The organism is uncultured Rhodoblastus sp. (assembly GCF_903903185.1).
Classification (GTDB): Bacteria; Pseudomonadota; Alphaproteobacteria; order Rhizobiales; family Beijerinckiaceae; genus Rhodoblastus.
This window is the reverse complement of record NZ_CAIUXT010000120.1, coordinates 1-26,667: the sequence shown is the minus strand read 5'-3', so window position 1 is coordinate 26,667 and position 26,667 is coordinate 1. Positions and strand designations below refer to the sequence as shown.

General features: G+C 61.2%; 22 protein-coding genes, 1 tRNA gene and 1 pseudogene. 10 read left to right on the top strand and 14 right to left on the bottom strand.

Annotated features, from left to right (window positions below; translation table 11 throughout):
- Positions 1-126 precede the first annotated feature (126 nt).
- Entirely contained in the window at positions 127-1,917 is a 1,791-nt protein-coding gene (locus tag QZY01_RS10935) for a hybrid sensor histidine kinase/response regulator (RefSeq protein WP_294536988.1), read from the bottom strand.
- Between the two features lie 171 nt (positions 1,918-2,088).
- A complete protein-coding gene (locus tag QZY01_RS10930; RefSeq protein ID WP_294536985.1) occupies positions 2,089-2,805 on the bottom strand; it encodes a PEPxxWA-CTERM sorting domain-containing protein in 717 nt (238 codons plus the stop codon).
- A 275-nt stretch (positions 2,806-3,080) separates the two neighbouring features.
- Here QZY01_RS10930 and QZY01_RS10925 point away from each other — a divergent pair, with 275 nt between their 5' ends.
- Positions 3,081-3,719, top strand: coding sequence for a response regulator transcription factor (locus tag QZY01_RS10925; RefSeq protein ID WP_294536982.1), 639 nt, complete (start codon positions 3,081-3,083; stop codon positions 3,717-3,719).
- Between the two features lie 207 nt (positions 3,720-3,926).
- On the opposite strand, the gene QZY01_RS10920 is transcribed toward QZY01_RS10925, so the two are convergent.
- Positions 3,927-5,126: an amino acid aminotransferase gene (locus tag QZY01_RS10920; protein ID WP_294536979.1), complete on the bottom strand. Its 1,200-nt coding sequence runs from the start codon at positions 5,124-5,126 to the stop codon at positions 3,927-3,929.
- Between the two features lie 253 nt (positions 5,127-5,379).
- On the opposite strand from QZY01_RS10920, the gene rpoH reads away from it, so the two are divergent.
- Positions 5,380-6,300 carry an RNA polymerase sigma factor RpoH gene (gene rpoH / locus QZY01_RS10915; RefSeq protein ID WP_294536976.1) on the top strand — a complete coding sequence of 307 codons (921 nt, stop codon included), beginning with the start codon at positions 5,380-5,382 and terminating at the stop codon, positions 6,298-6,300.
- A gap of 111 nt (positions 6,301-6,411) precedes the next feature.
- Here the strand turns inward: rpoH and QZY01_RS10910 are convergent, their stop codons facing one another.
- Both QZY01_RS10910 and QZY01_RS10905 read right to left on the bottom strand, forming a co-directional pair.
- Positions 6,412-7,569 carry a hypothetical protein gene (locus QZY01_RS10910; protein WP_294536972.1) on the bottom strand — a complete coding sequence of 386 codons (1,158 nt, stop codon included), beginning with the start codon at positions 7,567-7,569 and terminating at the stop codon, positions 6,412-6,414.
- 51 nt (positions 7,570-7,620) lie between these two features.
- Positions 7,621-8,916, bottom strand: coding sequence for an adenylosuccinate synthase (locus QZY01_RS10905; protein WP_294536969.1), 1,296 nt, complete (start codon positions 8,914-8,916; stop codon positions 7,621-7,623).
- 430 nt (positions 8,917-9,346) lie between these two features.
- Between QZY01_RS10905 and QZY01_RS10900 the strand changes: the two genes are divergently transcribed.
- Together QZY01_RS10900 and QZY01_RS10895 are read left to right on the top strand one after the other, a co-directional pair.
- A complete protein-coding gene (locus QZY01_RS10900; RefSeq protein ID WP_294536966.1) occupies positions 9,347-10,228 on the top strand; it encodes an outer membrane beta-barrel protein in 882 nt (293 codons plus the stop codon).
- A 242-nt stretch (positions 10,229-10,470) separates the two neighbouring features.
- Positions 10,471-11,376, top strand: a complete 906-nt coding sequence (locus QZY01_RS10895; RefSeq protein ID WP_294536963.1) for an outer membrane beta-barrel protein — start codon at positions 10,471-10,473, stop codon at positions 11,374-11,376.
- Positions 11,377-11,379: 3 nt separating this feature from the next.
- Here the strand turns inward: QZY01_RS10895 and QZY01_RS10890 are convergent, their stop codons facing one another.
- Positions 11,380-11,646 (bottom strand): hypothetical protein, encoded by a 267-nt coding sequence (locus QZY01_RS10890; RefSeq protein ID WP_294536960.1) that lies wholly within the window; start codon positions 11,644-11,646, stop codon positions 11,380-11,382.
- Positions 11,647-11,670: 24 nt separating this feature from the next.
- A complete protein-coding gene (locus QZY01_RS10885; protein WP_294536956.1) occupies positions 11,671-14,535 on the bottom strand; it encodes a PAS domain-containing sensor histidine kinase in 2,865 nt (954 codons plus the stop codon).
- Positions 14,536-14,877: 342 nt separating this feature from the next.
- On the opposite strand from QZY01_RS10885, the gene QZY01_RS10880 reads away from it, so the two are divergent.
- From QZY01_RS10880 to QZY01_RS10870, 3 genes are all read left to right on the top strand, one after another.
- Entirely contained in the window at positions 14,878-15,246 is a 369-nt protein-coding gene (locus tag QZY01_RS10880; RefSeq protein WP_294536953.1) for a phasin, read from the top strand.
- Positions 15,246-15,842: a phasin family protein gene (locus QZY01_RS10875; protein WP_294536951.1), complete on the top strand. Its 597-nt coding sequence runs from the start codon at positions 15,246-15,248 to the stop codon at positions 15,840-15,842. The genes QZY01_RS10880 and QZY01_RS10875 overlap by 1 nt, the downstream gene beginning before the upstream one ends.
- Before the next feature lie 117 nt (positions 15,843-15,959).
- Positions 15,960-16,036: transfer RNA gene (locus tag QZY01_RS10870), tRNA-His, on the top strand.
- A gap of 430 nt (positions 16,037-16,466) precedes the next feature.
- Here the strand turns inward: QZY01_RS10870 and QZY01_RS10865 are convergent.
- The 3 genes from QZY01_RS10865 to QZY01_RS10855 are packed head-to-tail and all read right to left on the bottom strand — an operon-like array spanning position 16,467 to position 21,441.
- Positions 16,467-18,803 (bottom strand): type I restriction endonuclease subunit R, encoded by a 2,337-nt coding sequence (locus QZY01_RS10865; RefSeq protein ID WP_294536946.1) that lies wholly within the window; start codon positions 18,801-18,803, stop codon positions 16,467-16,469.
- 8 nt (positions 18,804-18,811) lie between these two features.
- Positions 18,812-19,990 carry a restriction endonuclease subunit S gene (locus tag QZY01_RS10860; protein ID WP_294536943.1) on the bottom strand — a complete coding sequence of 393 codons (1,179 nt, stop codon included), beginning with the start codon at positions 19,988-19,990 and terminating at the stop codon, positions 18,812-18,814.
- Positions 19,987-21,441 (bottom strand): N-6 DNA methylase, encoded by a 1,455-nt coding sequence (locus QZY01_RS10855; RefSeq protein WP_294536940.1) that lies wholly within the window; start codon positions 21,439-21,441, stop codon positions 19,987-19,989. Before QZY01_RS10855 ends, QZY01_RS10860 begins: the two co-directional genes overlap by 4 nt.
- A 192-nt stretch (positions 21,442-21,633) precedes the next feature.
- On the opposite strand from QZY01_RS10855, the gene QZY01_RS10850 reads away from it, so the two are divergent.
- Positions 21,634-22,635, top strand: coding sequence for a P63C domain-containing protein (locus tag QZY01_RS10850; RefSeq protein ID WP_294536937.1), 1,002 nt, complete (start codon positions 21,634-21,636; stop codon positions 22,633-22,635).
- Here QZY01_RS10850 and QZY01_RS10845 read toward each other — a convergent pair.
- Together QZY01_RS10845 and QZY01_RS10840 are read right to left on the bottom strand one after the other, a co-directional pair.
- Complete coding sequence (locus QZY01_RS10845; protein ID WP_294536934.1) at positions 22,632-22,805, bottom strand: RNA-binding protein; 174 nt, start codon at positions 22,803-22,805, stop codon at positions 22,632-22,634. The genes QZY01_RS10850 and QZY01_RS10845 overlap by 4 nt on opposite strands.
- A 43-nt stretch (positions 22,806-22,848) precedes the next feature.
- On the bottom strand, positions 22,849-23,256 hold the full coding sequence (locus tag QZY01_RS10840) for a hypothetical protein (protein WP_294536931.1): 408 nt from the start codon (positions 23,254-23,256) through the stop codon (positions 22,849-22,851).
- 467 nt (positions 23,257-23,723) lie between these two features.
- On the opposite strand from QZY01_RS10840, the gene QZY01_RS10835 reads away from it, so the two are divergent.
- A complete protein-coding gene (locus tag QZY01_RS10835) occupies positions 23,724-24,260 on the top strand; it encodes a hypothetical protein (RefSeq protein WP_294536928.1) in 537 nt (178 codons plus the stop codon).
- Positions 24,261-24,308: 48 nt separating this feature from the next.
- Here QZY01_RS10835 and QZY01_RS10830 read toward each other — a convergent pair whose 3' ends face one another.
- Both QZY01_RS10830 and QZY01_RS10825 read right to left on the bottom strand, forming a co-directional pair.
- Positions 24,309-24,587 (bottom strand): hypothetical protein, encoded by a 279-nt coding sequence (locus QZY01_RS10830; protein ID WP_294536925.1) that lies wholly within the window; start codon positions 24,585-24,587, stop codon positions 24,309-24,311.
- A 259-nt stretch (positions 24,588-24,846) separates the two neighbouring features.
- Positions 24,847-25,788, bottom strand: a complete 942-nt coding sequence (locus QZY01_RS10825) for a DUF927 domain-containing protein (protein WP_294536922.1) — start codon at positions 25,786-25,788, stop codon at positions 24,847-24,849.
- Between the two features lie 204 nt (positions 25,789-25,992).
- On the opposite strand from QZY01_RS10825, the pseudogene QZY01_RS10820 reads away from it, so the two are divergent.
- Positions 25,993-26,667 (top strand): annotated as a pseudogene (locus QZY01_RS10820) (IS21 family transposase); the annotation flags it as partial.

Sequence of the window (26,667 nt, the reverse complement as noted above, 5' to 3'; positions counted from 1 at the left end):
CGCTTGCGGCGGTCGTCGCCGTCCTTCGCGAGCCTCGCCGGCTATGCCGCGTTCACCGCGCAACGGGCAGCAAAGACGGTCCTGCCGCCGGGAAAATGCAAGGAGACGGATGGCTGCCGGATCGCTTTAAGAAAGCTGCTCGCTCCCGGATATCTCCGCATCCTTTAGCCTATCGCCGATGTTGGCCCGAATCAGATTTCCGACCGTCGCCCTGAGTTTGATGTTGGTGACCGGCTTGTGAAGCAGGATCAGGCCGCTTTCCCTTGCTTCTCTGAGCCGGTCGGGGGCCGTATCGCCGGTAATCAGCACCGCGGGCAGGGCTTCGTTATACTCGGACTGCAAGCGTCGGATGACGTCGATGCCGTTCTCGCCATCGCGCAGCCGGTAATCGCAAAGCAGGAGGTCGGGGCGCCGCAGCGATGTCTCGACGCGCTCGAGCATTTCGGCAAGGGAACCGGCCGCCACGACCTCGTGTCCCCAACTCGACAGCAGACTTGCCATGGCCCCTTGAATGGCGGCGTCATCGTCGATGACCAGGATCAGCCCGCGGGGCATGGCGTTCAATGGCGCTTCGGGCGCAAGGGCGGCGTTGAGAACCTGATTGTGGGCGAGCGGGACGACGATCCGGAACACCGAGCCTTTGCCGGGCGCCGATTTTAGCGAGAGGCGGCAATCGAGCAGTTTCGCAAGCCGGTCGACAATCGCCAGCCCCAATCCGAGGCCTTTCGCACGGTCGCGCTCGCTATTGGCCAACTGGTAGAACTCGCGAAAGATCTGCTGCTGCTGGTCCGGCGGGATGCCGCGCCCGGTATCCCAAACCTCGATCCGAAGCCCGTTGCGTCGGCGACACCCGACGACGACGCGCCCGCTCTCCGTGTAGCGCAGCGCGTTGGCGACGAGATTGCGCAGGATTCGCTCGATCAGCACCGGGTCGCTGCGCACGATGGCGGAACACGGGAGCAAAACCAGACCCAGGCCCCTGGTCTCGGCCTCGTCGCCGTAGTCTCGGCAGACTCGCGCGAGCAGCGGCTGGATCGCAAACTCCTCGATGCTGGTCTTCACGACGCCAGCGTCGAGCCTGGAAATGTCGAGCAGCGAATTGAAGAGGCCGTCCATGGCGGCGACCGAACCGCCGATGTGCTCGACGAGACCCCGCATCTCGTCGCTCATCGCGTGCCCCTGCAACGCGCCGACCAGCAGGCTCAGCGCATGGACGGGCTGGCGAAGATCATGGCTTGCCGCAGCGAGAAAGCTTGATTTGGCGATATTGGCCTGTTCGGCGGCCTCTTTCTGAATGCGCAACTCGCGGGCCAGATCCTCGTTCTCGAAGCGCAGGCGCAGCGTTTCAACGAGATTTGCGCTGATTTTCCGCCCCAGGACCGCGAAGGCGACGATGTAGATGGGGAACAATATTGCAAGCGAATGGTCAAACGGCCTGCCCCCGGCCGCCGCAGCGATTGCATAAGGAACGGCGAAGGGAAACAGCAGGGCGTAGAAGGCGGGAAGGTAAGTGCCGAACACCGCCAGGGCGCCAGCGGCGACCGAGCCGGCAACCACCAACACGAGCAGCTGCTGATCGACCTGCCCGGGCGTGGTCAGCGCCGCCGAGGCGAGGGCCCACATCGCTCCCTCGGCGCCGCTGAACGCGACGAACCCCAAAGCCCATGGGCGCCAGGCGGCGTCGGCGGGCGCCGCGCGCCAAAACCGTCGGCACAGCGCGAGATGGCCGGTCACGACGACAACGACGTAGGCCAACCACAACCGGGTTCCGAGCGACGACGAACTGCCAATGAATTGCAATGCCCCGGCAAGCAGAAAGGCCGAAACGGCGGCGGCGATGACGCCCACCCGCCCGGTTCCATAGAGCATTCGGATCTGCTCTGCGCGAATCCGGTCGCTGACAACCTCGCGAGGCATGCGCAACTCCCTGCCTTGCAAAACCACCGTCAGGATTGTAGGGCCCTCGGTCATCATTAAGGCAGCAACCGCTTGGAGAACAGTTCAAACTCGCTTCTGGCGACAAGCGGCCTTAAAAACGAAAAGACCGCCTCGCGGCGGTCTCTTGCAATTTATAGCGGCGCTCGCGGATCAGGCCGCATCGGCAACCGCATCGGTCTTTCTTTGCCGACGATAGCCGGCCAGGCCAAGGCCGGCGAAGCCGAGCAGCATCATTGCCCAAGTGGACGGTTCGGGGACGGCGCCCGTGCTGATTGGCGTCCCATAGAAGTTGAGTATCGGCGCGGCAAACGGCGTTTGCGATACGAAATTCGAGAAATCATTACCCGAAGCCGTACCGTAGTACCAACCATTCAGGTTGACCGTGCCGGCAGGTTGCTGGTTAAGAGGCTGACCATTTACACCTGAATACCAATCTACAATGTTGATGCCCAAACCGCCGCTCGTATTGGAGCCTGTTCCATCGCCGACATTCTCGAAGCCCACGAAGTAGGTTTGACCCGCAGTAAGTGTAATGGGTGAAAAGGTCGCCCCTTGAGCGCCACCGCCGTTTCCGACAGTGAAAGTTCCGCTGGCGATGGGGGAACCGCCCGGGGTATTTTCGATGACGACTGTGACTGTTCGCGCGCCGGCGGTGGCGTTCGGGACGGCCTTGAAATACGAAAAAACGCCATCCAGATTATAGGAAAAAGACGGCGTATAGGTCCAACCGATGTTTTCGATAGGCGGCCCAAACACATTGAAGGGCGGCAGGAAATTGCCGTTAATGTTATCGATCACAGCTGCCGAGGCCGCTTCGGAACCTGCGACAAGCGCCGCAAACGCCACTGCCAGATGCACTCTTGTCATGTTATCCTCCTGGTTTTAAATGGAAAATGACCTAAGTAATATTCTGTTTGGCAACGAGCAACAATAGTCCGCAATTCACGCGCCATTCCTGTTGTGCTCGACGCGACCAATCGTCCACGATAAATTTGACATAGCTTGGTATGCTTTGTACTTGACCGTCATCCTTCCACTTTCTGCGTATGATGCCGCTATGTAAATTGGACTGAGCGGCTAAGACTGGTCTTAAGACCTCCGGTTCGCTTGCCGAACAACAGGCAATGATCCACAATCCGCAAATGAAACTGCTGATTGTCGACGATCATCCGGTCGTGCGCGAGGGCCTTGCGGCTTTGCTGCGGCAGGCGGGATCAAACACGACCGCGCTACTGGCCGAGGATAGCGCGAGGGGCCTCGCGCTCGCCGAGGCTCATGCCGATCTCGATGCGGTGCTTCTCGATCTGGCGATGCCCGGCGGCGACGGATGGGCGGCGATCGGCGAATTCGGGCGGCGGCGACCGGAACTCCCGGTGATCATTCTGTCGTCATCGGAGGACCCTCGCGACGTGCGCAAAGCCCTGGCCGCGGGCGCCGTCGGCTATATTCCCAAATCGGCGCCCCCGAAGACCCTTCTCGCGGCGCTGCAATTCGTGCTCGCGGGCAACGTCTACGTTCCGACTTTGCTGGCGAATGAAACGCCGGAGCCGTTGGCCACGGGGGACGACCACGGCGGGCCTGAGATCGCTGTGAGCCTGACAGAGCGGCAGAAGGAGGTGTTGCAACTGCTAAGCGCCGGGCAGTCGAACAAGGAAATCGGGCGGGCGCTCGGACTTTCGGACAAAACCGTCAAAGTCCATGTCACCGCCATTTTCAGGGCTTTCAATGTCGTGAACCGCATGCAGGCCGCTGCGGCCGCGAAGCGCGACGGGTTGATTTAGCCGGCTTGCCGGAACGTCTCGATTCCCGCACGCGCGTCTTGCGCCATTGCGCCGCCGCCGGAACGCTAACCGGCGGCGCGGCGGCTTCTCGTGGCGAGGTTCAGGCTGTTTTTGGTTCCGCCGAGGCTGCGGCCCGGCGTGGATTGCATGACGCCCGTAACCAGCACGGGCATGACGAAGTTGTTAACCAGACTTCCGAGCCTCGCCTCAGACTTCCGTCATCACTTTGGCTATGCATTCGCTGACGAAATCGATGTTCTTGCCGTTCAGCGCCGCGACGCAGATACGGCCGCTGTCGAGCGCATAGACCGCATATTTTTCGCGCAGTGCGATGGCCTGCGGCGCGGTCAGGCGCGAGTAGGAGAACATGCCGTTCTGGCGCGTGATATAGGAAAAATCGCGGTTCGGCAGGCGCTCGGACAGGTTGGCCGCCAGCGCCGTGCGCATCGCCTTGATACGCAGGCGCATCCTGGCGAGTTCGTCCACCCATTGCGTTCTCAAGGCCGGATCGGCCAGCACCAGCGCCGCCGCCGCCGCGCCGTGGCTCGGGGGAGAGGAATAGGTGACGCGGGCGATGCGCTTGAGTTGGCTCAGCACGCGTCCGCGCTCCGCCGAACTGGCGGTCAGCACGCTTAGGGCCCCGACGCGCTCGCCATACAGCGACATCGACTTGGAAAACGAGAAGGAGACCAACACAGGCCGGCCGTCTTCGGCAAACAGCCGCACCGAAAAGGCGTCGGCGTCGAGACCTTTGGCAAAGCCCAGATAGGCGGTGTCGAGAAAGGGCGTCAGGCCGCGCTTGCGCACGATTTTGGCGATTCGTCGCCACTGTTCCTGCGACAGGTCGAGGCCGGTCGGATTATGACAGCAGGCGTGCAGCAGCACGACGTCGCCGGCGGGAATTTTTTCGAGCGCCGCGATCAGCCCTGAAAAGTCCAGTTCGCCATCGGCTCCGTAATAGGGATAGGTCTCGACCGCAAAACCGGCGGCGGAGAACAAGGCGCGATGGTTTTCCCAACTCGGATCGCTGATCCATATTTTTGCGCCGGGCGAGATCACCTTCAAGAGTTCGGCGCCCAGTTTCAGCGCGCCGGTGCCGCCGAGCGCCTGCGCCGTGGCGACATGGGCGAAATCGGCGGAATCGGCGAAGACCATCCGGGTGATGGCGGAATTGAAGCCCCCAAGACCGTCGATCGGGACATAGCTGTGGGGCGCGGCCTTGGCGAGCAGATTTTCCTCCGCCAGCCTGACGCAAGCCAGCAGCGGCGTCTTTCCGCTTTCGTCCTGATAGACGCCGACGCCGAGATTGACGCGGCCCGGATTCTTGTCGGCGACAAAGGCCTCGGTCAGGCCGAGGATCGGGTCGCGGGGAAGTTCCGCGACATTAGCGAAAAGGGAGTTTTGCATCGATGCGCCCTGTTTTTTCGGGATTGACCGTTGTGTTAGCGCATAATGACGGTTCAATGCCAGAACCAAAAAGCATTTTCCCCCGTAGAGGGAACAGGCGCCTGCGCGCCGGGTTACCGATTTTTAATCGGGATTTGAAGGCATCGCCCTCTTTCGGCCATGGTTTCTGGTCCCTATATGTTCCGTTCGACGGTCGGCGTGTTGCGACCGTCTCGGACGCGCCGTGCCGGGCGTCCGGATCCAGGAGGGTTTGATGGCAGCCGCGCTACCCATTCTTGCAGGCGACAGTGGCCTGTCGCGTTATCTCGATGAAATCCGCCGTTTTCCCATGCTTCAGCCGCAGGAAGAATACATGCTGGCCAAAAGCTGGCGCGAACATTCCGACAGCGCCGCAGCGCATCGGTTGGTCACCTCGCATCTTCGGCTCGTCGCCAAGATCGCCATGGGCTATCGCGGCTACGGCCTGCCGATCGGCGAAGTGATTTCCGAGGGCAACATCGGGCTGATGCAGGCGGTCAAGCGGTTCGAGCCAGAAAAGGGCTTTCGCCTCGCCACCTATGCGATGTGGTGGATCCGCGCCTCGATTCAGGAATATATCCTGCGTTCGTGGAGCCTTGTCAAAATGGGCACCACGGCCAATCAGAAAAAGCTGTTCTTCAACCTGCGCCGGGCCAAGAGCCAGATCTCGGCGCTGGAGGACGGCGATCTGAAACACGACCACGTCGCCGCCATCGCCACCAAGCTCGGCGTGTCGCAGAAGGAAGTCGTCGATATGAACCGCCGCCTCAGCGGCGACGCCTCGCTCAATGCGCCGCTGCGCGAAGAGGGCGAAGGCGAGTGGCAGGATTGGCTCGTCGACGATTCCGCGAGTCAGGAGAGCCTTCTGGTTCAGTCCGAGGAAAGCGACACGCGCCGCGAGGCGCTTTCTCAGGCGCTCGGCGTGCTCAACGAGCGCGAAAGGCGCATTTTCGAGGCCCGCCGGCTCGCCGACGATCCGATCACGCTCGAAGATCTCTCCACCGAATTCGGCATTTCGCGCGAAAGGGTGCGGCAGATCGAGGTGCGCGCATTCGAGAAAGTGCAGCAGGCGGTGCGCGAGCGCGTCTCCCGCATCGAAGCCTTGCCGCGTCCCCTGCCGCTGTCCGCGCCGGCGCAGGCGCAGGCGCGGCTTTAAAGCCTCAGATTGGAGCGCGCCAGTTCGTAGAGGTTGCTCTGGAGCCTTTTAAAACAGAAGTCTCCAGGCAATTGTTTCTACAGCATGGGTCTGCCCATTACGACGGCCTTTTCATGGGCCCTTCCATTCCGCGAGGACGTCGGCGACGAGTTTGTCGCCGCCCGGACCTTTCTCGAAGGTCAATTTGGCGACGCGGCTATTGGCGATGCTCATCGGAATGTCTATCCAGTTCGGACCGCGCAGCAGGTCGAGATTTTGCGTCTCGGAAGCCGAAGCAAGCCCCACCAGAAAGACATTCGGCGCGATCTGGACGGGCAGGCCGAGCAAAGGCGATCCCTTGGCGGCGTCGTCGCGACGCATTTCCGGCATGTTGATGGCGTTGACATCGCCGATCGGCGACCCCGCCGCCGGCTCGAAGCGCAGATTGATGGTGTGGCTGAAGGAAAGCGCCGTGTCGTAATTCTTTTCCATCACCACCGAGGCTTTGAATTTCGCTTCCGGAATCTCGATATCGGCGCGGATCGCGCCGGCCAGTTGCTGGTTGGGGCCACGGTTGGCCGAATCGCGGCGCCAGACCACCGAACCGATGTAGGTCTTGACGCCGCCGGGTTCGTCAGGGGCCTGGGCCAATACAGCGGCGCGGGAGGCCACGGGAATGACCGGCCCGCCTGGCGCTCCCGCCGGATTTCGCGACGCTTGTCCATCGCCGATTCTTTCGCCGATCTTGCCGCCGGTATTCGGTTCGGCCGCCTCCGGAGTGGGCCTCCGGCGCGCCAGTTCCTCCGGATTGTCGCGCAATTTCCATGCGGCGAAGCCGACGAGGGCCAGCACCGAAGCCAGCGCGCCGGCGACGATGGCGATCCGCCGCCAGCCGCCGCGCTCCTTGAGATCGGGTTTGGGCGCCGCCGGACGGGCGTTTTCGCGCGGCGCAAGCGTCACAACTTCCGGCTCATCGACCGGCGCGGCGGGTTCGGCCTGTTGAACGGCGGATGCGGCGGCGGCAGGTTCGGCAATAGTGGTTTCGTCGCGCGCGGGTTCGGCGACGTCGGCGGTTGGAGCGCCGAAAAAGGCGCGCTCCAGCCGCGCGATGGCCTCGTCGAGCGCCTCGGCTTCGCGCTCGATGGCGCCTTCGGGCGCCGGCGGCTGCATCGAGCGCAATTGCCCCAGCAGCGCCTTGCGCGCGCGTTCGTAAATTGCCTGCCGCGTCTCCGGCGTCGACGCCTTCAGGCCGGAAACGGCTTTGGCCAGGAGCGGATAATAGTCAGCCATTCTGCGCCTTTGCTCTTCGCCTGAAGTTTTTCCGTCGAGAAACGGTCGGCGTCAATCCCGGAAGGGATTATGCATCAATATTGTGTCTTCGCGCTCCGGGCTGGTCGAGAGCAAAGCCACCGGCGACTCGATCAATTCCTCGATCCGGCGCACATATTTGATCGCCTGCGCCGGCAATTGCGCCCAGGAGCGGGCGCCCCCGGTGGGTTCTCGCCAGCCTTCGGCCGTCTCGAAGATCGGCTCGACCCGCGCCTGCGCCGCCTGGCTCGCCGGCAGATACTCGATGGTCTGGCCGTCGAGGCGATAGCCGACACAGACCTTGAGTTCCTCGAACCCGTCGAGAATATCGAGCTTGGTCAAGGCGATGCCGTCAATTCCCGAGGTTTTCACGGTCTGGCGCACCAGCACCGCGTCAAACCAGCCGCAGCGCCGCGCGCGTCCCGTCACCGTGCCGAATTCGCGGCCCTTCTCGCCTATGGACCGGCCGATGTCGTCATGCAATTCGGTCGGGAAAGGCCCTTCGCCGACGCGCGTCGTATAGGCCTTGGCGATGCCGAGCACATAGCCGATCGCTTTCGGCCCGAGACCCGCCCCCGTCGCCGCGTTGGACGCCACCGTATTCGACGAAGTGACATAGGGATAAGTGCCGTGGTCGATGTCGAGCAGCGCGCCCTGCGCGCCCTCGAACAGAATGCGCTTTCCCGCGCGGCGCAAATCCTCGAGCAGCGACCAGGTGCGGTCCATGAAGGGCAGGACGTGCGGCGCGACTTCCTCCAGTTCGGCGCGGATCGTCCCGGGCGCGATCTCTTCGAGGCCGAAGCCGCGGCGCAAGGCGTTATGATGGGTCAGCAGGCGCTCGATCTTGGCGTCCAGGGTCGCGAGTTCCGCCAGATCCATGACGCGGATGGCGCGGCGGCCGACCTTGTCCTCATAGGCCGGGCCGATGCCGCGTTTGGTCGTGCCGATTCGCGCGCCCTCGGCGGCCGAGTTTTCGCGCAGGGCGTCGAGTTCGCCATGCAGCGACAGGATCAGCGGCGCGTTTTCGGCGATGCGCAGGTTTTCGCGCGAAATCGTGACGCCCTGCGCGCGCAGTCCGGCGATTTCCTTGATGAGATGGCGGGGATCGACGACGACGCCATTGCCGATCACCGACAGCTTGCCGGGGCGCACGATGCCGGAGGGCAGCAGCGACAATTTGAAGGTGACGCCGTCGATGACCAGCGTATGGCCGGCGTTATGGCCGCCCTGGTATCGCACCACCACATCGGCCTCGACCGACAGCCAATCGACAATCTTGCCCTTGCCTTCGTCGCCCCATTGGGCGCCGACCACCACCACATTGGCCATATCTTCAGGTCTTTCGCTTTCCGTCCGAGCCTTTATCGATCGAATCGCATCGGATCGGGGCCCTCGTTGTCGTTTTCATGCGTTTTCTTCACGCGAACCGGGTGCGCCTCGCCTGAAAAAGCTCTAACGCGGACCTTCGGTTCAGGCGAACCGGCGCCCATTTCCGGCGCAACGCAAAAACCCCAGCGCAAGGCCGGGGCAATCTGCGGCAATGGCGTAGCGGATCGAAACGCATTAGTAAAGTCCTTACCTACGTCACGATCCCGGCCGCGCCAGTCCCGTCCGCCTCGGATGTTCCGGCCATGCGGCAAGATATAAAAAATACGGTTAAAGATTAGGGTTAAGACCTATTTAAGCCTTTACTGGCAAGAATCCCCTCGTGGAACAAGATTTCGGGCCAAATGCGCCCGTCCAAAAAAGGGATTCCGTCATGGGCCGTATCGAAGCCCTCATTCTCGCAAGCGTCGCGGCCATCGCCGGCTCCCAGACCGTCGGGGGCGGCGCGCGCGCCGCCGATCTGCTGCCGCCGGCGCCGCCGATCGAAGAACCGCTGCGCGGCGCGATCGTCGAGGAAACCGGCTTTTATCTGCGCGGCGACCTCGGCGTCGCCAACGCCAACGCCTCGAATCTCCAGTCGACCTATCGCGATGGCCAGACCGTCGCCTCGCTCAGCACGATCGAAGGCCCGGCCAGCGTCGGCGACCCCCTCCTGCTCGGACTCGGCGTCGGCTATAAATTCAACCCATGGCTGCGCGCCGACGTCACCGGCGAATACCGCAACAGCATCAATTATCGCGCCAGTTCGACCTATCAATGGGGCGATCCGTCCGTATCGCCTTGCGACCCGACCTCGGGAGTGTTTTGCGGGGACGAATATACCGGCCAGATCAAAACCGCGCTGTTTCTCGCCAATGGCTATATCGACGTCGGAACCTGGGGCGGATTCACCCCTTATGTCGGCGGCGGCGTCGGTTTCGCCGCCTATCAGGTCTCGGGCCTGAAGGATATTTCGCTCTATCCCGGCGCCGCCTTCGGCTTCGCCAACAATAACAACGGGACGAATTTCGCATGGGCGCTGACGGCCGGCGTCGCCTATCGCCTTTCTCCCAATCTGCTGCTCGATGTCGGCTATCGCTATGTCAACATGGGAACCTTCAACACCGGGACCATCGCGTGCAACAACCAGACCCAATTTAGCTGCCATTTCGAAACACAGCATTTCAATGTCGCCTCGAACGACCTGCGCGTCGGCCTGCGCTGGATGCCGGCTGCAGTCGCCTATGCCGAACCGCCGGTTCGCGCCAGATATTGAATGAACCCGCCTGACGGGTTCGCCGATCCGGCCAGGGGCGGAGGCAGAAAGCTTCCGCCTTTTTTTGCGTCGGGTATCGATTGCGCCCCTCCGCCCGGCGAAGGGTACGCGATTTTGGCCGGCATGCCTGTCTTTTCGAGCCAGGGGCGCCGGCCTTAAGCCGCGATTAACCCTCTTTCTTTACTTCTATCACAACCTGAAGTTGTGGCGACGCGCCCGAAAAGCAGTCGAAGAGGTATGACATGGGTAAGTCGATTCAGGCGGCGAGGGGCCCCCGTCCGTCCAAAGCGGCCCTTGCAGCGCTTGCGGCGCTGGCGGCGTGGGCCGCCAGCGCGACCCTCTGCGCGCAAGCCGCGGACATGAGCCAGCCGCCGCTCTACCCGCAGGACGATCCGCGCTCCCCCGCGCCTTTGGCCGAACTCGGCTCAGGCTGGTATTTGCGCGGCGATGTCGGCTACAACGAATTGCACATGAACATGTCCTATGGCGGCGTCAGCGCGCCGCTGGTCGGCGGCAGCATTGGCCCCGGCTACCAGTTCAACCCCTATTTCCGCGTGGATGCGACCTATGAAGGGCTCGAATCCTTCACCAGACGCCGGACCTTCGCGCTGCCGGGGACCGGCGCCGCCACGAGTATCGCCGCGCCCGGCCTGGGGCGGTTGCCGCAGAGCTGCCCCGTCGCCGCCGACCCGGCTATTCCGGGCAATGTCTTCACCACGTCCTGCACCGCCAACCCTTGGGAAAAGCTGCAAGCCAGCGCTTATTTGCTGAACTTCTACATCGATCTCGGCAACTGGTCCGGCTTCACGCCCTATGTGGGGGCAGGGCTCGGCGCCTCCTACCTGCTGACCAGTTCGAACATCGACTACAAGTTCATGAGCGGCGTCGCTTACGGAACCGGCGGGCACAATAATTATTGCGGGTTCCAGGGCGGCCTCGGCGGCTTGCCTTGCTATTTCCTCGGTTATCCCAACGATCGCGGCCCCGGCGGATCGACCATCAACTTCGCCTTTGCGCTGATGGCCGGCCTCGCCATCGACGTCGCCCCGCATGTCAAGCTGGATCTGGGCTATCGCTTCCTCAATCTGGGATCGAGCGTCACCGCGCAGGAGGCGCGCGCCGGATTGCGCTTCACGCCGGACTTGTAAGACTCACTCTTCCTCTTCGGGATCGCGCGCGTCGGCGATGCGGGCGCCGATCGCCGCGGCGAGGCGGCCCTCGGGGGCTTCGCCGCGCTCGGCGAAAGTCAGAGCCTTCACCGCGGCGTTGAGCGCCGCCTCGCGTCGGCTGTAATCGGCAATTTCTCCGGGACGCGGGACCGGCACGCGCGCATCGTCGCAGTCGAACGAATCGAACCAGGCCAGATCGGTCGCCGAAAGCCCGGCCAGTTCCAGCCGCTCTTTTAACTGCGCATCCATGTGGCGTCTCCCGGAAACAAAATTCTATCCCGCCTTGTCGGCGACCGATTCGGCCGGCGCCAGCGGAAACGCGATTTCGACCAGAGTGCCTTCGCCCTTGCGGCTGCGAATGGCGAAGCTGGCGCGATTGGCCTCCGCCAGCGCCTTGGTCAGCGGCAGGCCGAGGCCCGCGCCGCCGCCGCGCGACGGATCGATCTGGCGAAAGGGCTCGATCGCCTTCTGCAATTCGCTTTCGCTCATGCCTATACCGGTGTCTTTCACCCGCAACACCGCCTGGCCGGAGGCGTGACAGGCGGTCGAGACGATCACTTGCCCGCCCGGTTCATTATAGCGCACCGCATTGGCGAGCAGGTTCAGCACGATCTGGCGCAGCGAGCGCTCATCCACCCAGACCGCCGGCAGCCGCGCCGCCAGAGCGAGTCGGGTGATGACCTTGTCGCGATTGGCCTGCGGCTGGATCAGCGCGACGCATTCGGCGACGACGCGATTGGCGTCAACGGCGCAAAAGGTCAGATCGAGCCCGCCCGATTCAATCTTCGACAGGTCGAGCAGGTCGTTGACGAGGCTCATCACATGGACGCCGGAAGCGTGGATGTCCTTCAGATATTCCCTGTAGCGCTCGTTGCCGACCGGACCGAACCGCTCTTCCATGATGACTTCGGCGAAGCCGAGAATGGCGTTGAGCGGCGTGCGGATTTCATGGCTGACCTTGGCCAGGAATTCCGACTTGGCCTGGCTGCCGCGTTCGGCGTGCGCGCGCGCCTCCTCGATGGCGGCTTCCGCCTGCTTCCAGCGGCTCAGGTCACGCAGCACGGCGCAGAATTTGCCGTCGGCGCCCCTGCCGAGTCGCCCGATGGCGAGATGCAGCGGGATCGTCCCTCCCAGGCGCGGGCGCCCCAAGACTTCACGACCATGCTGATGGAGCCCGATCATTTGGCGCCCGCTCTCATGCTGGCCGGCCTTGAGCCGGGCGAAATATTCGAGCGCCGCCGGCTGGGAGTCGCTGGCGAGCAACAGCGTGAAATTTTCGCCCGCGATCTGGTTGCGGCCATAGCCGAACAGCGTTTCGGCCGAGCGGTTGAGGCCGAGAATGGCGCCGTCGGCATTGATCAGGACAAAGCCGTCGGCGGCGGTGTCGAGAATGGCCAGCGTCTCCTCGGCCTCGTCCTCGCGCTGGCGCAGCGCCGCCTCCAGCACGCCGACGCGCTGTTCCAGCGCCGCCGAGGAGGGCCGCGTCATCGCCCAGAATTCGGCAGGCGCGCCTTCCCAATTGAGCTGGCCGCGCTGGGCGTCGACGACGAAGGAGTCGCCCTCGATCGAGCGCAACGACACGGCGCGCCGTTCGGGCGCCGGCGCTTGCCGCTCGAACCTCGGGGGCAGGGCGTTGCGGCAGACCGCGTGCAGGCCGCCGGCCTCCTCGAAAGCCGCGAGATCGGCGAATCCCAGCCAGTCGAGCAGCGGACGGCTGGCGAAAACCGCCTCGCCGTCGCGCAGCACCAGAAGGCCGAAAGGCAGAACATCGAGCCCGTCTGCATCAAGCCCGTTTCCGGCGCCGAAGGACGGCGGAAGCGGCGGCTCGCCAAGGTCGCGACCCGGTTCGGAAGGGGCGCCGAAATTTCCGCCAGCCTCGCCGCGTGCGCCAAAATCGTTTCGCACGCCAAAATCGCTTCTTGCGCCAAATTCGCTTCTTGCGCCGAGCGTGCGGGCGATTTCCCGAAAAGCGTTGCGTTCATGCGGCGCCAGCGCGACCAAAACCGAATCGGCGTCGTTGTCGCGCGCCAAAGCCGGCGGCGGCGGCGCTTGAACCTGAGGCTGAAAGAAAGGACGCAGCGGCACGACGACGCCGGAAAATTCGGGCGAGGCCGACGCAAGCTGCGGCGGGGCGGCCGGCAGCGCTTCGTCGAAAGAGCGCGTATCGGCGAAAGGCGGATCGATCAGGGGCGCGGCGTGAAGGCGGTCAAGATGGATGACGCCGAAACCGCGCCAGCCCTCGAAATCATGACCGCGTCCGAAAGCCGGCAGCGCCCCGAGCGTGACCGGCGCGGCGGCGGCGGCGTTCTCAACCGGCCAGTCCACCTCGATTCGGCTGAAGGTCGAGCGACCGCGCAAGGCCTGCGTCAGCTCGCCGCGCGGGTCGAGTCCGAGCGCCTCGGCCGCGGCGACGAGATCGCGCCCGATCAGGGCGGCGCAGCCGGGACCCACCAGTTCGGCCAGCGGCGGCGTGACCTCGGTGACAATGTTCGAGGCGTCGGTGCGCCACAGGAATCGCGACGGCGGCAGGCCGGGGAAACGCCGCGCCAGATCATCGCGCAAAGGCGCCAACCCATCCTCGGCAAGGGGGGATTCCGTCCCGGCGACGGGCGCGGGCGGCGCGACCGCTTCGGGCGCGGACGCGTGCCCCAATTCTTGTTCCGATTCGTGTTCCGATTCTTGTCCCGACTCTTGCGCCATCGCGCCCCGAGGCGCTTCCGTTGCAAGCGGGATGCGCGCGCGCGGCTGGCCGGCGCGCAGGCCGAGCCCGGCGAGGACGAACAGCGGATTGGCCCCCGGGGTGCGGCGGCAGAGGAAGGTGACGGTTTCCGACAGCAGGTCGAAACGCAGCGACAGCCTTTCAAGACGCGCAGCGGCGCCGGGGAGAACGATGCGCGCGAGATGGGCGAGGCGCAGCGCCCCCGGTTCGTCGGAGGCGAACAGCCGATGCGACAGATCTTCGCAGCCGGCCGCCGCAAACAGCGCCAGCGCCGCGCCATTGGCGTAGATGACGCGCGCCGGATCGCCGTCCGCGACGACGATCGGCGCGCCGGCGCGCGCCAGCGACGCGAAGGTCGGCTCTGCCAGCGCCGCCGTCACGTCGGGGCGCGGCGGCCTGTTCGCGGTCTCGTCAACCATGGGTCAATGCGCCCGTTCCGAACGAAAGAAAAAGAGGTCCAGTCCACCAGATCGCGCCGCTTGTTCCGACCGCCCGTTCAAGCCGTGGCGGCATCCCCGGTCGGCGCCGCAGCTTAACCAAAACTTAATCACGTCCGGTGCGGGGAATCCACATTTGATCCATGACAATCCCCATCGGATTCATTTATGATGAAGGCGGAGTTAATTCCAGTCGCGGAGCGCATGCTGCGGTGCACAAATAGCATATTGCAATGCAGCATGTTTAGCGATATATTCGGATCGTAATGACAAGCGGCCCGGAGGCGGGAGCTTACAGACCGGGCGCAACCTCAAGGAACTTCCATGACCAACCTCAACCTCGAAATCCCCACCGAAGTTCGTGAATTCGCGGAAAAGACCGTCGATCAAGCCCGCAAGGCTTTCGACAGCTATGTCGCCGCCGCCCAGAAGGCCACCGCCCAGTCGGAAGCCGCCGCCTCGACGCTCGCCTCCAGCGCGAAGGAACTGAACGCCAAGGCGATCACCTTCGCCGAAACCAATGTCAAGGCCGCTTTCGATCTTGCCGACAAGCTGGTCAAGGCCAAGGATCCCAAGGAATTTCTCTCCATCCAGTCCGAGTACCTCAAGAGCCAGGTCGCTTCAGTGCAAGAACAGGCCAAGGCCCTCGGCGAAGCCGTCAAGAAGGCCGTCACCCCGACGGAAACCAAATAATGCCGACCCGTCCGCGCAAGACTTCCAAACCCGCCGCCAAGGCGGTCAGCGCGCCTGAAGGCGCGCCCGTCGCCGAACCGGAAACGGCTGTCGTCGAACATGAGACGACCATCGCCGAACCCCTGAAGGCGATCGTCGAAGCGGTCAAGGCCGTAGCCGCCGAAACCGCCGAACAGGTCAAGACTTTCGACCCCGCCAAGGCGCTCGAATCGGTCAAGGCCCTCGACTCCGGCAAGACGAAGGAGATCGTCGCCGAAGTCGCCAAGGTCCAGCAGGCCGCCAAGGAAGCGGTCACGGAAACGGTCCATGCCCTCGAAGGCTCCTTCGGCGCGGCCAGCAAAAGCCTTCAGGCTTTTTCGGCCAAGGCGCTGGAGGCCTATCAGGCCAATGCCGTGGCTTCCGTGTCCTACCTTCAGGCGCTGTCGGGCGTGCGCAGCATCTCCGAGGCCATCGCCCTGCAGAGCGAACATGCGCGCAAGCAATATGAGAACCTGTCGGCGCAAGCCAAGGAACTGACGGCTTTGGCGCAGCAAGTCGCCTCCGACGCGGCTGGTCCGTTCAAGGACCAGATCGGCAAGGTTTTCAAACCGAAGTGAATCCTTTGTCCCTTCCGGCGTCCGCGAAATGCGGGCGCCGGAAATCCGGACGGCGAATTTTGGGCGCGCGATGCACTTGCATTAGCGCGCTCTCCGCTTTAGGTTCCGCGCAAATTGGCCGCCATAGCTCAGTTGGTTAGAGCGCTAGATTGTGGATCTAGAGGTCCCCCGTTCAAGCCGGGGTGGCGGTACCATTAGAAACAATCGTTTACTGGCCATCCTGACATTCCGCGCTTCCAAGAAAGTTCGGTTGGGAAGCACATGGGAAGCACCACCGCGAAAATAGCCCCGCTCGCCTCTGAGTCCTCTGGCTTGCGATGGGCTGCGGCGCGCGCCTCTTCCGTCGAGAGCGGGCGACAGGATGACGATGAGAGACCACAGGGCTGCGTTCCTGCTGTCCGGCTCCCTTACGCCCGCCCAGCGACGCGAGCGCCCGTCCCGCGCCGACTCGTGCGAATGGCGGTTAGGCAGGGACTGCTTGGGAAGAATTACTGGCCCCCCGCCCCTACCCCCAAGGGGGATTTTGAACGCGAGCGTCACGGCTCAATGTTCATGCACACCCGATCAACAAAATCGCCAACACTATAACTTTAAGGCGTAATGGCTGGGGTCGTTACCGACGCCTTAGCTCGGCGCGTCATATAGATACCGCTGAAACCCATTGAAGGCGTCGCGAATCGATGCGACGCTCCCCAGTTCGACGGTGGCGTCATTGACCGAGTGATATTTTAACTCCAACAGGCCGCCAAGCTTTTCAAAGCTGAGTTCGCCGTCACCGTCCCGGATGTATCGAGCCAGCACGAAACTCAAGAAGGTCTGGAGCTTGGCGTCATAGGGCGCCAAAATTATCGCGCGGCGTCCTTCGACGCGGTCTTCGCGCGTGATCGGCGGCAGTTCATAGGCGATATAGGCAAGCACGTCGAACAGGTCGCTTTTCTCGGCGTCGATCAGCTTGCGCATTGCGTCGAGCTGTTCGCCGCTGAAACCTTTTTCCGAAAGCTGATCCAGCAAGGCCTTGCGCGTCTCAGGCGCGGACCAGATTTTCCGTAGCTCGTCCTCGTCCTTGAAAAGCTGTGGCAACTCGCCGAAGAGCCGCTGCACGAATTCCGCCGCCGACATGGGGCGGCCGTCAGGGCTCCAGAAGGTTGTCGCCATCATGTGCTGGATGGTGCGCTCCTTGCCGTCCGCCAGCTTGATCTTGATCGTCTTGGGCCGGGCGGCCTCTTCATCCTCATCGCCCTCCCCCCCGCCTTCGCCCTCTCCCTCACCGTCGGGACGCGGCGGGCGTGGCGTGGCCGGTTCTGGTGGGTCTTGCGGTTCGCCGTCCCATTCAGGGTCGTTGAAAAGTTCGTAGGCCTTCACGAAATCATAAATCGTGAAATGGTCCTTGCCGTCGAACAGCCGGGTTCCGCGCCCGATGATCTGCTTGAATTCGATCATCGAAGTGACCGGCCGCATCAGCACGATATTGCGTATGTTGCGGGCGTCGACGCCCGTCGAGAGCTTTTGCGACGTGGTCAGGATGGTTGGGATGGTTTTTTCGTTGTCCTGAAAGGCCAGCAGGCTTTGTTCGCCCAGCTTGCCGTCATCCGAGGTCACGCGTTCGCAATAGTGCGGGTCTGTGCTCGCCTTCATCTGGTTGATCAGATTGCGCACGGCGAGCGCGTGAAGCTGGGTCGCACAGAACACGAGGGTTTTTTCGCGCTGATCGATCAGGCTCATGAGGAGTTTTACGCGATATTGCTCGCGCGCCTCGATGATGATGACCCGGTTGAAATCGGCCTCGGTGTAGCGCCTCGCTTGGTCGATCTCGCCTTCGACGACCGTGTCATCGGGCGTGTAGACATAGTCGTCGAGCGTCGTGGCGATTTGCTTGACCTTGAACGGGGTCAGGAAGCCATCGTTGATGCCCTCCTTGAGCGAATAGGTGTAAACCGGCTCGCCGAAATAGGCGTAGGTGTCGACATTGTTTTTGCGCTTGGGCGTCGCGGTCAGGCCGAGCTGCACGGCCGGCGCGAAATATTCGAGAATTTTGCGCCAATCGCCTTCATCGTTCGCGCCGCCGCGATGGCATTCGTCGATGATGATGAAATCGAAAAAATCCGAGGGATAGTCGCCGAAACTCGGCGCGGGCCTGCCCTCGGCGTCGCGCCCGCTCGAAAAGGTCTGGAAGATCGTGAAAAACAGATTGCCGTTTTTCGGCACCCGGCCGCGCTTGGCGATTTCGTCCGGCTTGATCCGAATCATTCCGTCTTCGGCGAAGGCGGCGAACGAGGAAAAATCATTATAGGCCTGATTGGCGAGAATGTTACGGTCGGCCAGGAACAGAATGCGCGGGCGGCGCGTCGGCTCGCCCGAAAGGTTCCATCGCGCCTCGAACAGCTTCCAGGCGATCTGAAAGGCGATGGTTGTCTTGCCGGTTCCAGTCGCCAGCGTCAGCAGGATGCGCGTTTTGCCGGCCGCGAGGGCCTCCAGCGCCTTATTGACGGCGTTGGCCTGATAGTAGCGAATCGACCAGCCGCCGCCCTTCTCGACGAAGGGGATGGCGTTGAACCTGTCGCGCCATACGTTCGCCTCGGCGAAGACCCGATTCCACAAATCATCCGGCGAGGGGTACGCGGAAACATAGCCCTCCGCGCCGGTCTTCATGTCGATCTGATAGATGCCGACGCCGTTGGTCGAATAGGCGAAGCGGGTCAAAAGCCGCCCCGCGTAGTCCTTCGCCTGCCCGACGCCTTCCGTGTCGGCGAGCCCGCACCTCTTGGCCTCGATCACCGCCAGCTTCTGGTTGCGGTAGGTCAGGACGTAATCGCATTTAAGCGCGTCGGCGCGCCTGCCGCCGCCCTGAATTCGCCCTGGCGCGATCATCTCCCGTCGGGTGCGGCTGCCCTCGATCACTCCCCAGCCTGCGGCTGTCAGGGCGGGGTCGATCAATTCGGCGCGCGTCTCGGCTTCGTTCATGGCGGGCTCTAAAGTTGGCCGGAAAAGGCTTGGTGCAAAAGGGATTTTTTCAATTCGTCGAGGGCGTCGATTTTTTGCTGGTAGATGGCGGCGAGGCGTTGGGATTCAATATCTAAATCAGAAAGCTGAGCAACAATTGCTCGCTGTTCTTCGGTTGATTTCGGAAACGCGACGATAACTTCGCCGATTTTTGTCGGCGATGTATGGCGGACTTTCACACCTGACGCGCTGTCATGAATTGCCTTTCGAACCGCACTCGTGTTGAAAACATGGAAAAAGAATTCGTTGATCCAAGGCGCGTCAGGCTTCTTGGTTAAAAGACCGAGCCGTTGATTATGAAGAAATTTTCCGGATGCAGGGATAAGCGCAGGGCTTCCCAAAAGCCCTGCCGCTTGTTCTGTCATTGCAACCAGCAAGTCTCCTTCTGAGAGAACATAGCCCTTTGGGATTTCGCCGCAGTAATACTTTTGCTTTTCATCTCGATCACGGTACCCGCCCGCCTCGTAAAAATTACCGGGCGTAAGTAACGTGTAGTCACCGGATGATGTGAAAAACTCGCTCTTGAAGGCGAAACCGTGTTTTATGTCGCATAGCGTCGCAAGTGTTCTTTCGATCCATCCGTCGCCACGCTGCAAAAAAATTTCGTTGGCCCGGCTTTCGAATAGAGAGCGCACGTTTTTGCGGTTGCTTTCGACATTGGCTTTGGCGGCAGAGATACCGCTTAGCGCGTTATCAAGTATGCTAACGATCCGGCGTTGCTCAGCGAGCGGAGGAAGCGGAAACTCAAACTCCATCACGTCATTCATATTTGCGCGTGGCATTCTTGCGCCAGTGCAGGTCCCGTTGATCCGGTTTACAGTTTCATCTGCAAGGAACCAGTAGAGTAAAAATTCGCGTAACAATCGAGGATTCGGCCGAATTGGGAAGATTTCAGTCGAGCAATGTCCTTCAAAATCTGGGGCGAATACCTTGTTTAGGTAGGGGCGCAAACGACCGTATAATACGTGTTCTTGTGAAAATCTGAAAGTAGCGCTTTGCGCAGCTTGTACTTCAAGCGAGCCAATAAATTCAGCGGTATGCGCCTCAATATTTTCAAGTCCGACATAAGGCAAATTGCGATGAATTCCTTGCGTTTTATCCGTTACGCAAACTTCGCCGAGTTTTTTGATCTGCCACCCGCTATTCACAGCAGCCTCCGGATCGTCGCCAAAACGTCGGCGCTTTCAGCGTCTAGCGCCGCGATTTCGTCTATGATTTCCTGCGGACTGCGATGCGTCACATCGTCGCCGCCGTTGGGGTTCTTGACCGAAAGCTCAAAGCTCGTCCTGTCGAGGCTCGCGGCCTCGACGCTCCAGCTCTTCGGCGAGTCGGCGAAGCTTTCTTGCAGCGCCACGAACTCCATCAGATCGGCGTCGTTAAGCGGATTGGTCTTGCCCATGCTGCGACCCGGGTCGAGCTGGTAGAACCATATTTTCTGGGTCGGCGCGCCCTTCTCGAAAAACAGCACGACGGTCTTGACGCCCGCGCCGAGGAACGTGCCGCTGGGGCAGTCGAGCACCGTATGCAAATTGCAGCTCGTCAGCAGCTCACGGCGCAGGCTGACGCTGGCGTTGTCACCGTTCGACAGAAAGGTGTTCTTGATGACAACGGCGGCGCGCCCGCCTGCCTTCAGCGACTTGATGAAATGCTGGAGGAACAGAAACGCCGTCTCGCCGGTGCGAATCGGGAAATTCTGCTGGACCTCGGGCCGCTCCTTGCCGCCAAAAGGTGGATTGGCCAGGATGACGTGATACCGGTCCCTTTCCTGAATGTCGCTGAGGTTTTGGGCCAGCGTGTTGGTGTGGACGATGTTCGGCGCGTCGATGCCATGCAGGATCATGTTCATGATGGCGATGACGTAGGCGAGGCTCTTCTTCTCCCGCCCGTAAAAGGTTTTCTCCTGCAAGGTTTTGAGATTAGCGGTCGAAAGGTTCGGCTGCGCGCGCAGATAATCGAAAGCCTCGCACAAGAAGCCGGCCGAGCCGCAGGCGCCGTCATAGATGCGCTCGCCGACCTTGGGCTTTGTTACCTTGATCATCGCGCGGATGAGCGGGCGCGGCGTGTAATATTCGCCGCCGTTGCGCCCGGCGTTGCCCATATTCTTGATCTTGGCTTCATAGAGGTGCGATAGCTCATGCTTTTCAGCCTGGGAGCGAAAGCGCAACTGGTCGATCAGCTCCAAAGCGTCGCGCAGGCTGTAGCCGCTCCGGAACCGGTTTTCGATCTCGCTGAAAATCTCGCCGATTTTATATTCGATGGTGTCGGGATGCTCGGCCGAGGCCTTGAAGCCGCGCAGATAGGGCCAGAGCTTTTGGTTGACGTAGTCGATCAGGTCCGAGCCAGTCAGGGCCTTGTCGTGGTCAAACTCACCCTTGCGGTTTTTCGGCGCGGCCCATTTCGACCAGCGATGCGGCGGGTCGATGATAAAGGCGTAAGCCTTGCCGACCAACTCGGCCTGAAGCGCGCGCTCCTGCTCCAGATCGTCCAGGTACTTGAGGAACAAAATCCATGACGTTTGCTCGGTGTAATCGAGTTCGGTCGTGCAGCCCGCCTCTTTCCAGAGAACGTCGTCGATATTCTTAAACGTCTGTTCAAACATGATTTTTGATCGAGCCGCCGTGAGTCGCGATGAATGGCGGCTAGCTTAGCACTTTTCAGAGGGGGCGGAAGCGATGCGCGCTCGGGTTAGTGTCTCAGTTTGAAATTTCGCATCAAGCGAAAGCCTCATGCTTGCTAATTCTATCTGCAAGCACTATAGCTTGCACATCGAGCCTGCAAGTAGGAGATGTCGGTGACAGAATCTAGCAAATCGGCCGGAGGAAGGGCTAGAGCATTGGCTCTTTCCCCGGAGCGCCGCAGTGAGATTGCTCGCAGGGCGGGCGCTTCAAGGTGGGGAACGTTACGCCAAGCAATCAGCAGAGAGGGAATCGTTAAGGTCGGCGACACTGAATTGCAGTGCTACGTGCTTGACGATGAAACCCGCGTCCTAGCGCGCGCCAGTTTCGTTCGTGCTATTGGCCGAACCGGAAAGGTCAAGGGCGGACGCGGTTTCGATGAAGAATTCCAAACGCCAGTTTTCTTGACCGCAGAGAACCTAAAATCATTCTTCCCTAGTGACTTAGATGTGAATTCCAAACCCATTCTTTTCATGGACGGTGATGCCCAAATGATTGGCTATCGCGCAGAACTGCTTCCAGACGTCTGCGATATTTTCGCTGATGCCGACCGAGCCGGGGTATTGCGCGCAAACCAAAAACACATTGCTACCGCTTGTCGGACCTTAAGTCGGGGTCTTACTCGCGTCGGTATTATTGGCCTGATTGACGAAGCTACAGGGTATCAGCGTGAGCGAGCCGCTGACGCCCTTGCTCGGATTTTGGAAAACTACATCGCCAAGGAACTTCAGCCTTGGGTGCAGACGTTTCCCCCCGAATTTTACGACAATCTCTTCCGCTTGCGCGGCCTGCATTATCCGCGTGATACCGTGAAGCGGCCCCAGTATTTCGGCTATCTAACCAACGACGTCATCTATAAGCGATTGGCACCCGGCATTGTCGACGAACTAAAACGATTGACCCCAAAACTACCAAGCGGGCGGCGCAAGCATCAGTACTTCAGGCGGCTTACGGAAAACCTCGGCCATCCCAAGTTGAGAGAGCATCTCGCATCAGTTATCACAGTAATGATGCTTAGCGACACATATGATGATTTCATGGTGAAATTGGACCGGGTCAAACCACGGTATGGCGAGACAATGGCGCTGCCGTTCGACAGCCCGACGACGGGACTCTAACCCTTTGTCCACCTTTTTGCCGCCGCCTTTTTCGCGATCTCGGAGCGCCGCTCCGGCGTCATAGATTTGGCGCGCGCGGCGCCGCCCTTCTTACCAAGCGAGACGGCGGCGGCATTCTTGCCGTCGCTGGTCAGCACTTCGGCTTCTTCGCCCGTGGCTATCCGCATCACGCGAGCAGCGTTCGCGAACACATCGGCGGGGCGATTTTCGCCTTTAGGTCCGGTGGGCATTCTCCACAAGTTCAGCCTTGAATTTACCTGTATTTTCGTCGAATTCGACAAGCCTCATGATTATATTGTGTCGCGGATATGCCTCTGCGATGGTTCGCGGATAAGTAGTCTCGCTGACAGCCTTTATTACGATAACGCGAAAAATTCCCGCGTGCTTGTCGCGGGCTATTTTCAGATTTTCAATTCTCTCTAGGTTCCCTAGGCTCGACACCCATTCCTGAAAGTCACGACTATTTTGGTTGCTATAGGTTGCTGGCGTATCGCGATAATTAAACTCATCGATCCAAAGCGTAACGACAACCTCTCCAGACGGCGTGATGCCCGACCAGCTCCATTGAACATTTCTTAGAACAACGCCGTAGCTGGCGAATGCGGCGACCTTCCCGGACAAATCTGCCCCCTGCTTTGCCCTAAGCATAGCACGGGAGATAGGGGCGCGCGAGCGTCGGCCAAGCCCCTCAAATTTCAAACTGAGACACTGCTCGTCGAGGATATTTCATTCTCTTTTCGTCAGACCGCCCGAAAACCATCATCGCCAGTCCACCGCCGCTCTCGCCTGAAGCCGAGCTTGCGTAGGGCCGTGCGGAACTGTCCAACCCCAAGCCATCCCTGCCGGCTACGACACCCTTCCCGGCCCTCGTGAGATACCGCTGGCGACTGCGTCTCGGCGCTGGCCCGCCCCTCGAATCGCCCGATCTGGGCAACCCTGCAAGGAATTCTTAGAGGGGGTGCCCACCCCTAAGGGGGTGGAAGGCGATAAAGTCAGGCGTTCAAGATCGTCCACAAATGATAAAAAAATATCGAAAAACAAAACCTTACGGTGTAATATTGCCTCCTTTAGACACTAGGGGCGTTTTCATGACCCGTAGCAATTTTTTCGCGGTGACGTTCGGCGCAATGGCTTGCTCTGGCTATTTGAACAGCGGCGCGAATGCTGGGTGGTTCGGTCCTAGCAATTATGCCGAATGCATGATCGAGCAAATGCGAGGGCAGCCCGCGAACATGGGCCCGATAGCGCAAGTGGTCTGTCTCGAAAAGTTTCCTCCAAAGAGCGTGTATTTTCCAGAGCCTGCACCGCAAGAAACGCTCTTGGACAGAGCGAAAATCACTTATAGACGGTGTGATGAAAATACATCAGATGGGCGTGTGGCGTTATGCGTCGACAATAAGCCGTCGAGCTACAAAATAACTAAAGTTAAGTTTGGAATTTCTAATTTTGATCCATGCCAACATAATATTATTACGATTACCGTATTTCCATATAATGCAGAAGATGATAAATATTGGACATATATAGACACTGATAAAAAGTTTTTTCGAGATATATATGTAACTGTCACGCAGCCGATAAATTATAATTGTTGGGACGTACGCTTTTATGGTTTCTTCGAATAGTGGGTCGCAGAGCATCTTTTCAGTTGGAAACCGTGCTGGATGCCCCTTTCACGAGCCGGGCGGCAGCCAGAACCGATAATAATGCGCCGTGCCCTGCCAGCGGCGCTTTCGCGTCCAGCCTGCCTCGATCAGTGTCGCCGACAAGAGCCGGCCTGCGACGCCCGTCGCCTGCTCAAGCTCGACCATGGCGAAGGGCCGGTTGCGGGAGGCGGGCGGCAAACTCTTATGCCAAGCTTCGAGCCGTTGAAGAAGGGGCCAGCGCTGCGCTTCGGCGGCAGCGCTAGCTCGTTCAGCGTCGCGCATCAATTCCTTGATGTAGAGACTCATCGTCTGCGCCTCGCTTGATGGTGGTTAGTCGTCGCTGTCGAACCAGAATTTTGGTTTTTTTGCCCTCCCCCTGCTCTAAACCGCACAACAGGTCGTAACGGTCGTAACTCCCCTTGAGTTACGACCACTTCCGGTCGTAACCGATCTGGGTTTTCTCGCATTTGGTTACGACCTGGAACGGTCGTAACTCCTAAGAGGTTACGACCGTTACGACCGATGTTGAATCTGGTGGGCGGGGCAAGAGCGAAAAACATAATTTTCACCGCTGGTCGCCGTCGAGAATTTTAGCAGTCAGGACGTAGGCGCGGATGCGCTGATCGCGGACATTGACGACAGCAGGCAGATTTTTTGTGTCCTGGCGCCGCAACATTCCCTTCGCGTCGAGAGTGCGGGCGACGAATGTCGGATCAAGGCCCGCGCAGATTTCGGACTTCCACGTCTGAACTGGGACCCACCATTCTCTCGCCGCGCCCTCGCCTTTGCGCCAGCCCAGCCGATCACGCACTGGGTGCACCGAGCCCCCGATATCTTCAAAGCGCGATTCGCCATGCTGCTCGACAACGAGCCGGACTTGTTCGACGGCCTGCCGCGCCTCGTGCGACCCAACGCCGCCACGCTGCTCCAGCCAGCGGGAGAAGGCCCACTCAGCCGCATGGCGGGCCTCGCCATTCGCCCAAGGGGTGACGCCGAGGACCGTCGCCAGTTCACCCGCGACCGCGATCAAGGCAAACTTCTTCGCCGCCCGGACGACCTGATCGCCGCCGTCTTTAGCTGCGACCTTGGCGACAAATTGCGCCATGCCGGTCTTTGCTGCCACCACGACCCGCTCGACGCCTTCGGCGGTGATCCTGCGGACGAACTGAGGCCCCGCCGTTCCGTAGGATCGACAAGCTTCGGCCTTGATGGCGTCGGCCAGTTCACCCGCGTGTCCAAAGCCGCCGGCATGATCGAAAGCGCCGTAACCTTTGCCAGCGTCGGCGGGAATGTCGAGGACCCTGACGGCCTGTCCCGCTCTCGTGCTCCGCCCTCGGTCCTCGGCGATCTTTTGTGCGACGCTAATCTCGCCAGACGACAATAAACCGATGCGCCACGTCCGGGGATCGCGCGCCGCGCCGTCGCGCCCAGCGCGCGCCTTACCGAGCCCGTTGGCCAGCGCATAGACTGCCGCTCCCACATCACGCCCCTCGCTGCCGCGCGACAATCAGGATGAGAACGGCGCGTCAAACAGGATGAGAATCGCCGTGGGGCTGTGACGGAGGGAGGGCGGAGCCCGACCGAAGGCGCAGCCCCACGGCGATGCATTTTTTCTGAAGCCTTCTGGCGATCGCGGCCGGTCGGGCACAAGGGGACTTTTCCGCATTGGAGGAATCGCCTTTTGCCCGGCCGCCACGTAACCGACCACCAGATGAGGCTTTTCATGAAGTTCCGTCAGACCAAGCCAGTCGTCGTCGCGGCAGCCAAGGCGTCGTTCAGCGCCGCCACCGCTTATCGCATCGAACAGGATCCGCGGCTGCCATCGGCAAAGGCCGAAACGCGCGCGCGGCGTCGCCCCGATCCGCTCAGCGCCATTTTCGAGCAGGAGGTGGCGCCGATGCTGGCGGCGGCGCCGGGCCTGCGGCCAATCGCGATCTTCGAGGAGATGATCCGTCGTCATCCCGAACTCGGGCATGGAATCCGCCGCACGCTGGAGCGGCGCGTTCGCGTCTGGCGCGCCCTGCATGGCGCCGAACGCGAGGTGATCTTCCGCCAGACGCATGAGCCTGGGCGTATGGGCCTATCCGACTTTACCGAAATGGGCGACCTCGCCGTCACCATCGGCGGCGTAGTCCTCGATCACCGGCTCTATCATTTCCGCCTCGTCTATTCCGGCTTCGAACATGCCCATGTCGTCCTTGGCGGCGAAAGCTTCGTCGCTTTGGCGGAAGGACTGCAAAATGCCCTGTGGGCGCTCGGCGGGGCGCCGTTCGAACACCGCAGCGACAGCCTCTCCGCCGCGTTCCGCAATCTCGACAAGGACGCGCGTGAGGATCTGACCCGGCGCTACGACGATCTATGCGCCCATTACGGCATGACGCCGACC

What these genes read in the sequence shown, in the direction of transcription:
- QZY01_RS10935 (WP_294536988.1), bottom strand. Translation starts at nt 1,917, where the DNA reads ATGCCTCGCGAGGTTGTCAGCGACCGGATTCGCGCAGAGCAGATCCGA.
- QZY01_RS10930 (WP_294536985.1), bottom strand. Translation starts at nt 2,805, where the DNA reads ATGACAAGAGTGCATCTGGCAGTGGCGTTTGCGGCGCTTGTCGCAGGT.
- QZY01_RS10925 (WP_294536982.1), top strand. Translation starts at nt 3,081, where the DNA reads ATGAAACTGCTGATTGTCGACGATCATCCGGTCGTGCGCGAGGGCCTT.
- QZY01_RS10920 (WP_294536979.1), bottom strand. Translation starts at nt 5,126, where the DNA reads ATGCAAAACTCCCTTTTCGCTAATGTCGCGGAACTTCCCCGCGACCCG.
- rpoH (WP_294536976.1), top strand. Translation starts at nt 5,380, where the DNA reads ATGGCAGCCGCGCTACCCATTCTTGCAGGCGACAGTGGCCTGTCGCGT.
- QZY01_RS10910 (WP_294536972.1), bottom strand. Translation starts at nt 7,569, where the DNA reads ATGGCTGACTATTATCCGCTCCTGGCCAAAGCCGTTTCCGGCCTGAAG.
- QZY01_RS10905 (WP_294536969.1), bottom strand. Translation starts at nt 8,916, where the DNA reads ATGGCCAATGTGGTGGTGGTCGGCGCCCAATGGGGCGACGAAGGCAAG.
- QZY01_RS10900 (WP_294536966.1), top strand. Translation starts at nt 9,347, where the DNA reads ATGGGCCGTATCGAAGCCCTCATTCTCGCAAGCGTCGCGGCCATCGCC.
- QZY01_RS10895 (WP_294536963.1), top strand. Translation starts at nt 10,471, where the DNA reads ATGGGTAAGTCGATTCAGGCGGCGAGGGGCCCCCGTCCGTCCAAAGCG.
- QZY01_RS10890 (WP_294536960.1), bottom strand. Translation starts at nt 11,646, where the DNA reads ATGGATGCGCAGTTAAAAGAGCGGCTGGAACTGGCCGGGCTTTCGGCG.
- QZY01_RS10885 (WP_294536956.1), bottom strand. Translation starts at nt 14,535, where the DNA reads ATGGTTGACGAGACCGCGAACAGGCCGCCGCGCCCCGACGTGACGGCG.
- QZY01_RS10880 (WP_294536953.1), top strand. Translation starts at nt 14,878, where the DNA reads ATGACCAACCTCAACCTCGAAATCCCCACCGAAGTTCGTGAATTCGCG.
- QZY01_RS10875 (WP_294536951.1), top strand. Translation starts at nt 15,246, where the DNA reads ATGCCGACCCGTCCGCGCAAGACTTCCAAACCCGCCGCCAAGGCGGTC.
- QZY01_RS10865 (WP_294536946.1), bottom strand. Translation starts at nt 18,803, where the DNA reads ATGAACGAAGCCGAGACGCGCGCCGAATTGATCGACCCCGCCCTGACA.
- QZY01_RS10855 (WP_294536940.1), bottom strand. Translation starts at nt 21,441, where the DNA reads ATGTTTGAACAGACGTTTAAGAATATCGACGACGTTCTCTGGAAAGAG.
- QZY01_RS10835 (WP_294536928.1), top strand. Translation starts at nt 23,724, where the DNA reads ATGACCCGTAGCAATTTTTTCGCGGTGACGTTCGGCGCAATGGCTTGC.
- QZY01_RS10830 (WP_294536925.1), bottom strand. Translation starts at nt 24,587, where the DNA reads ATGAGTCTCTACATCAAGGAATTGATGCGCGACGCTGAACGAGCTAGC.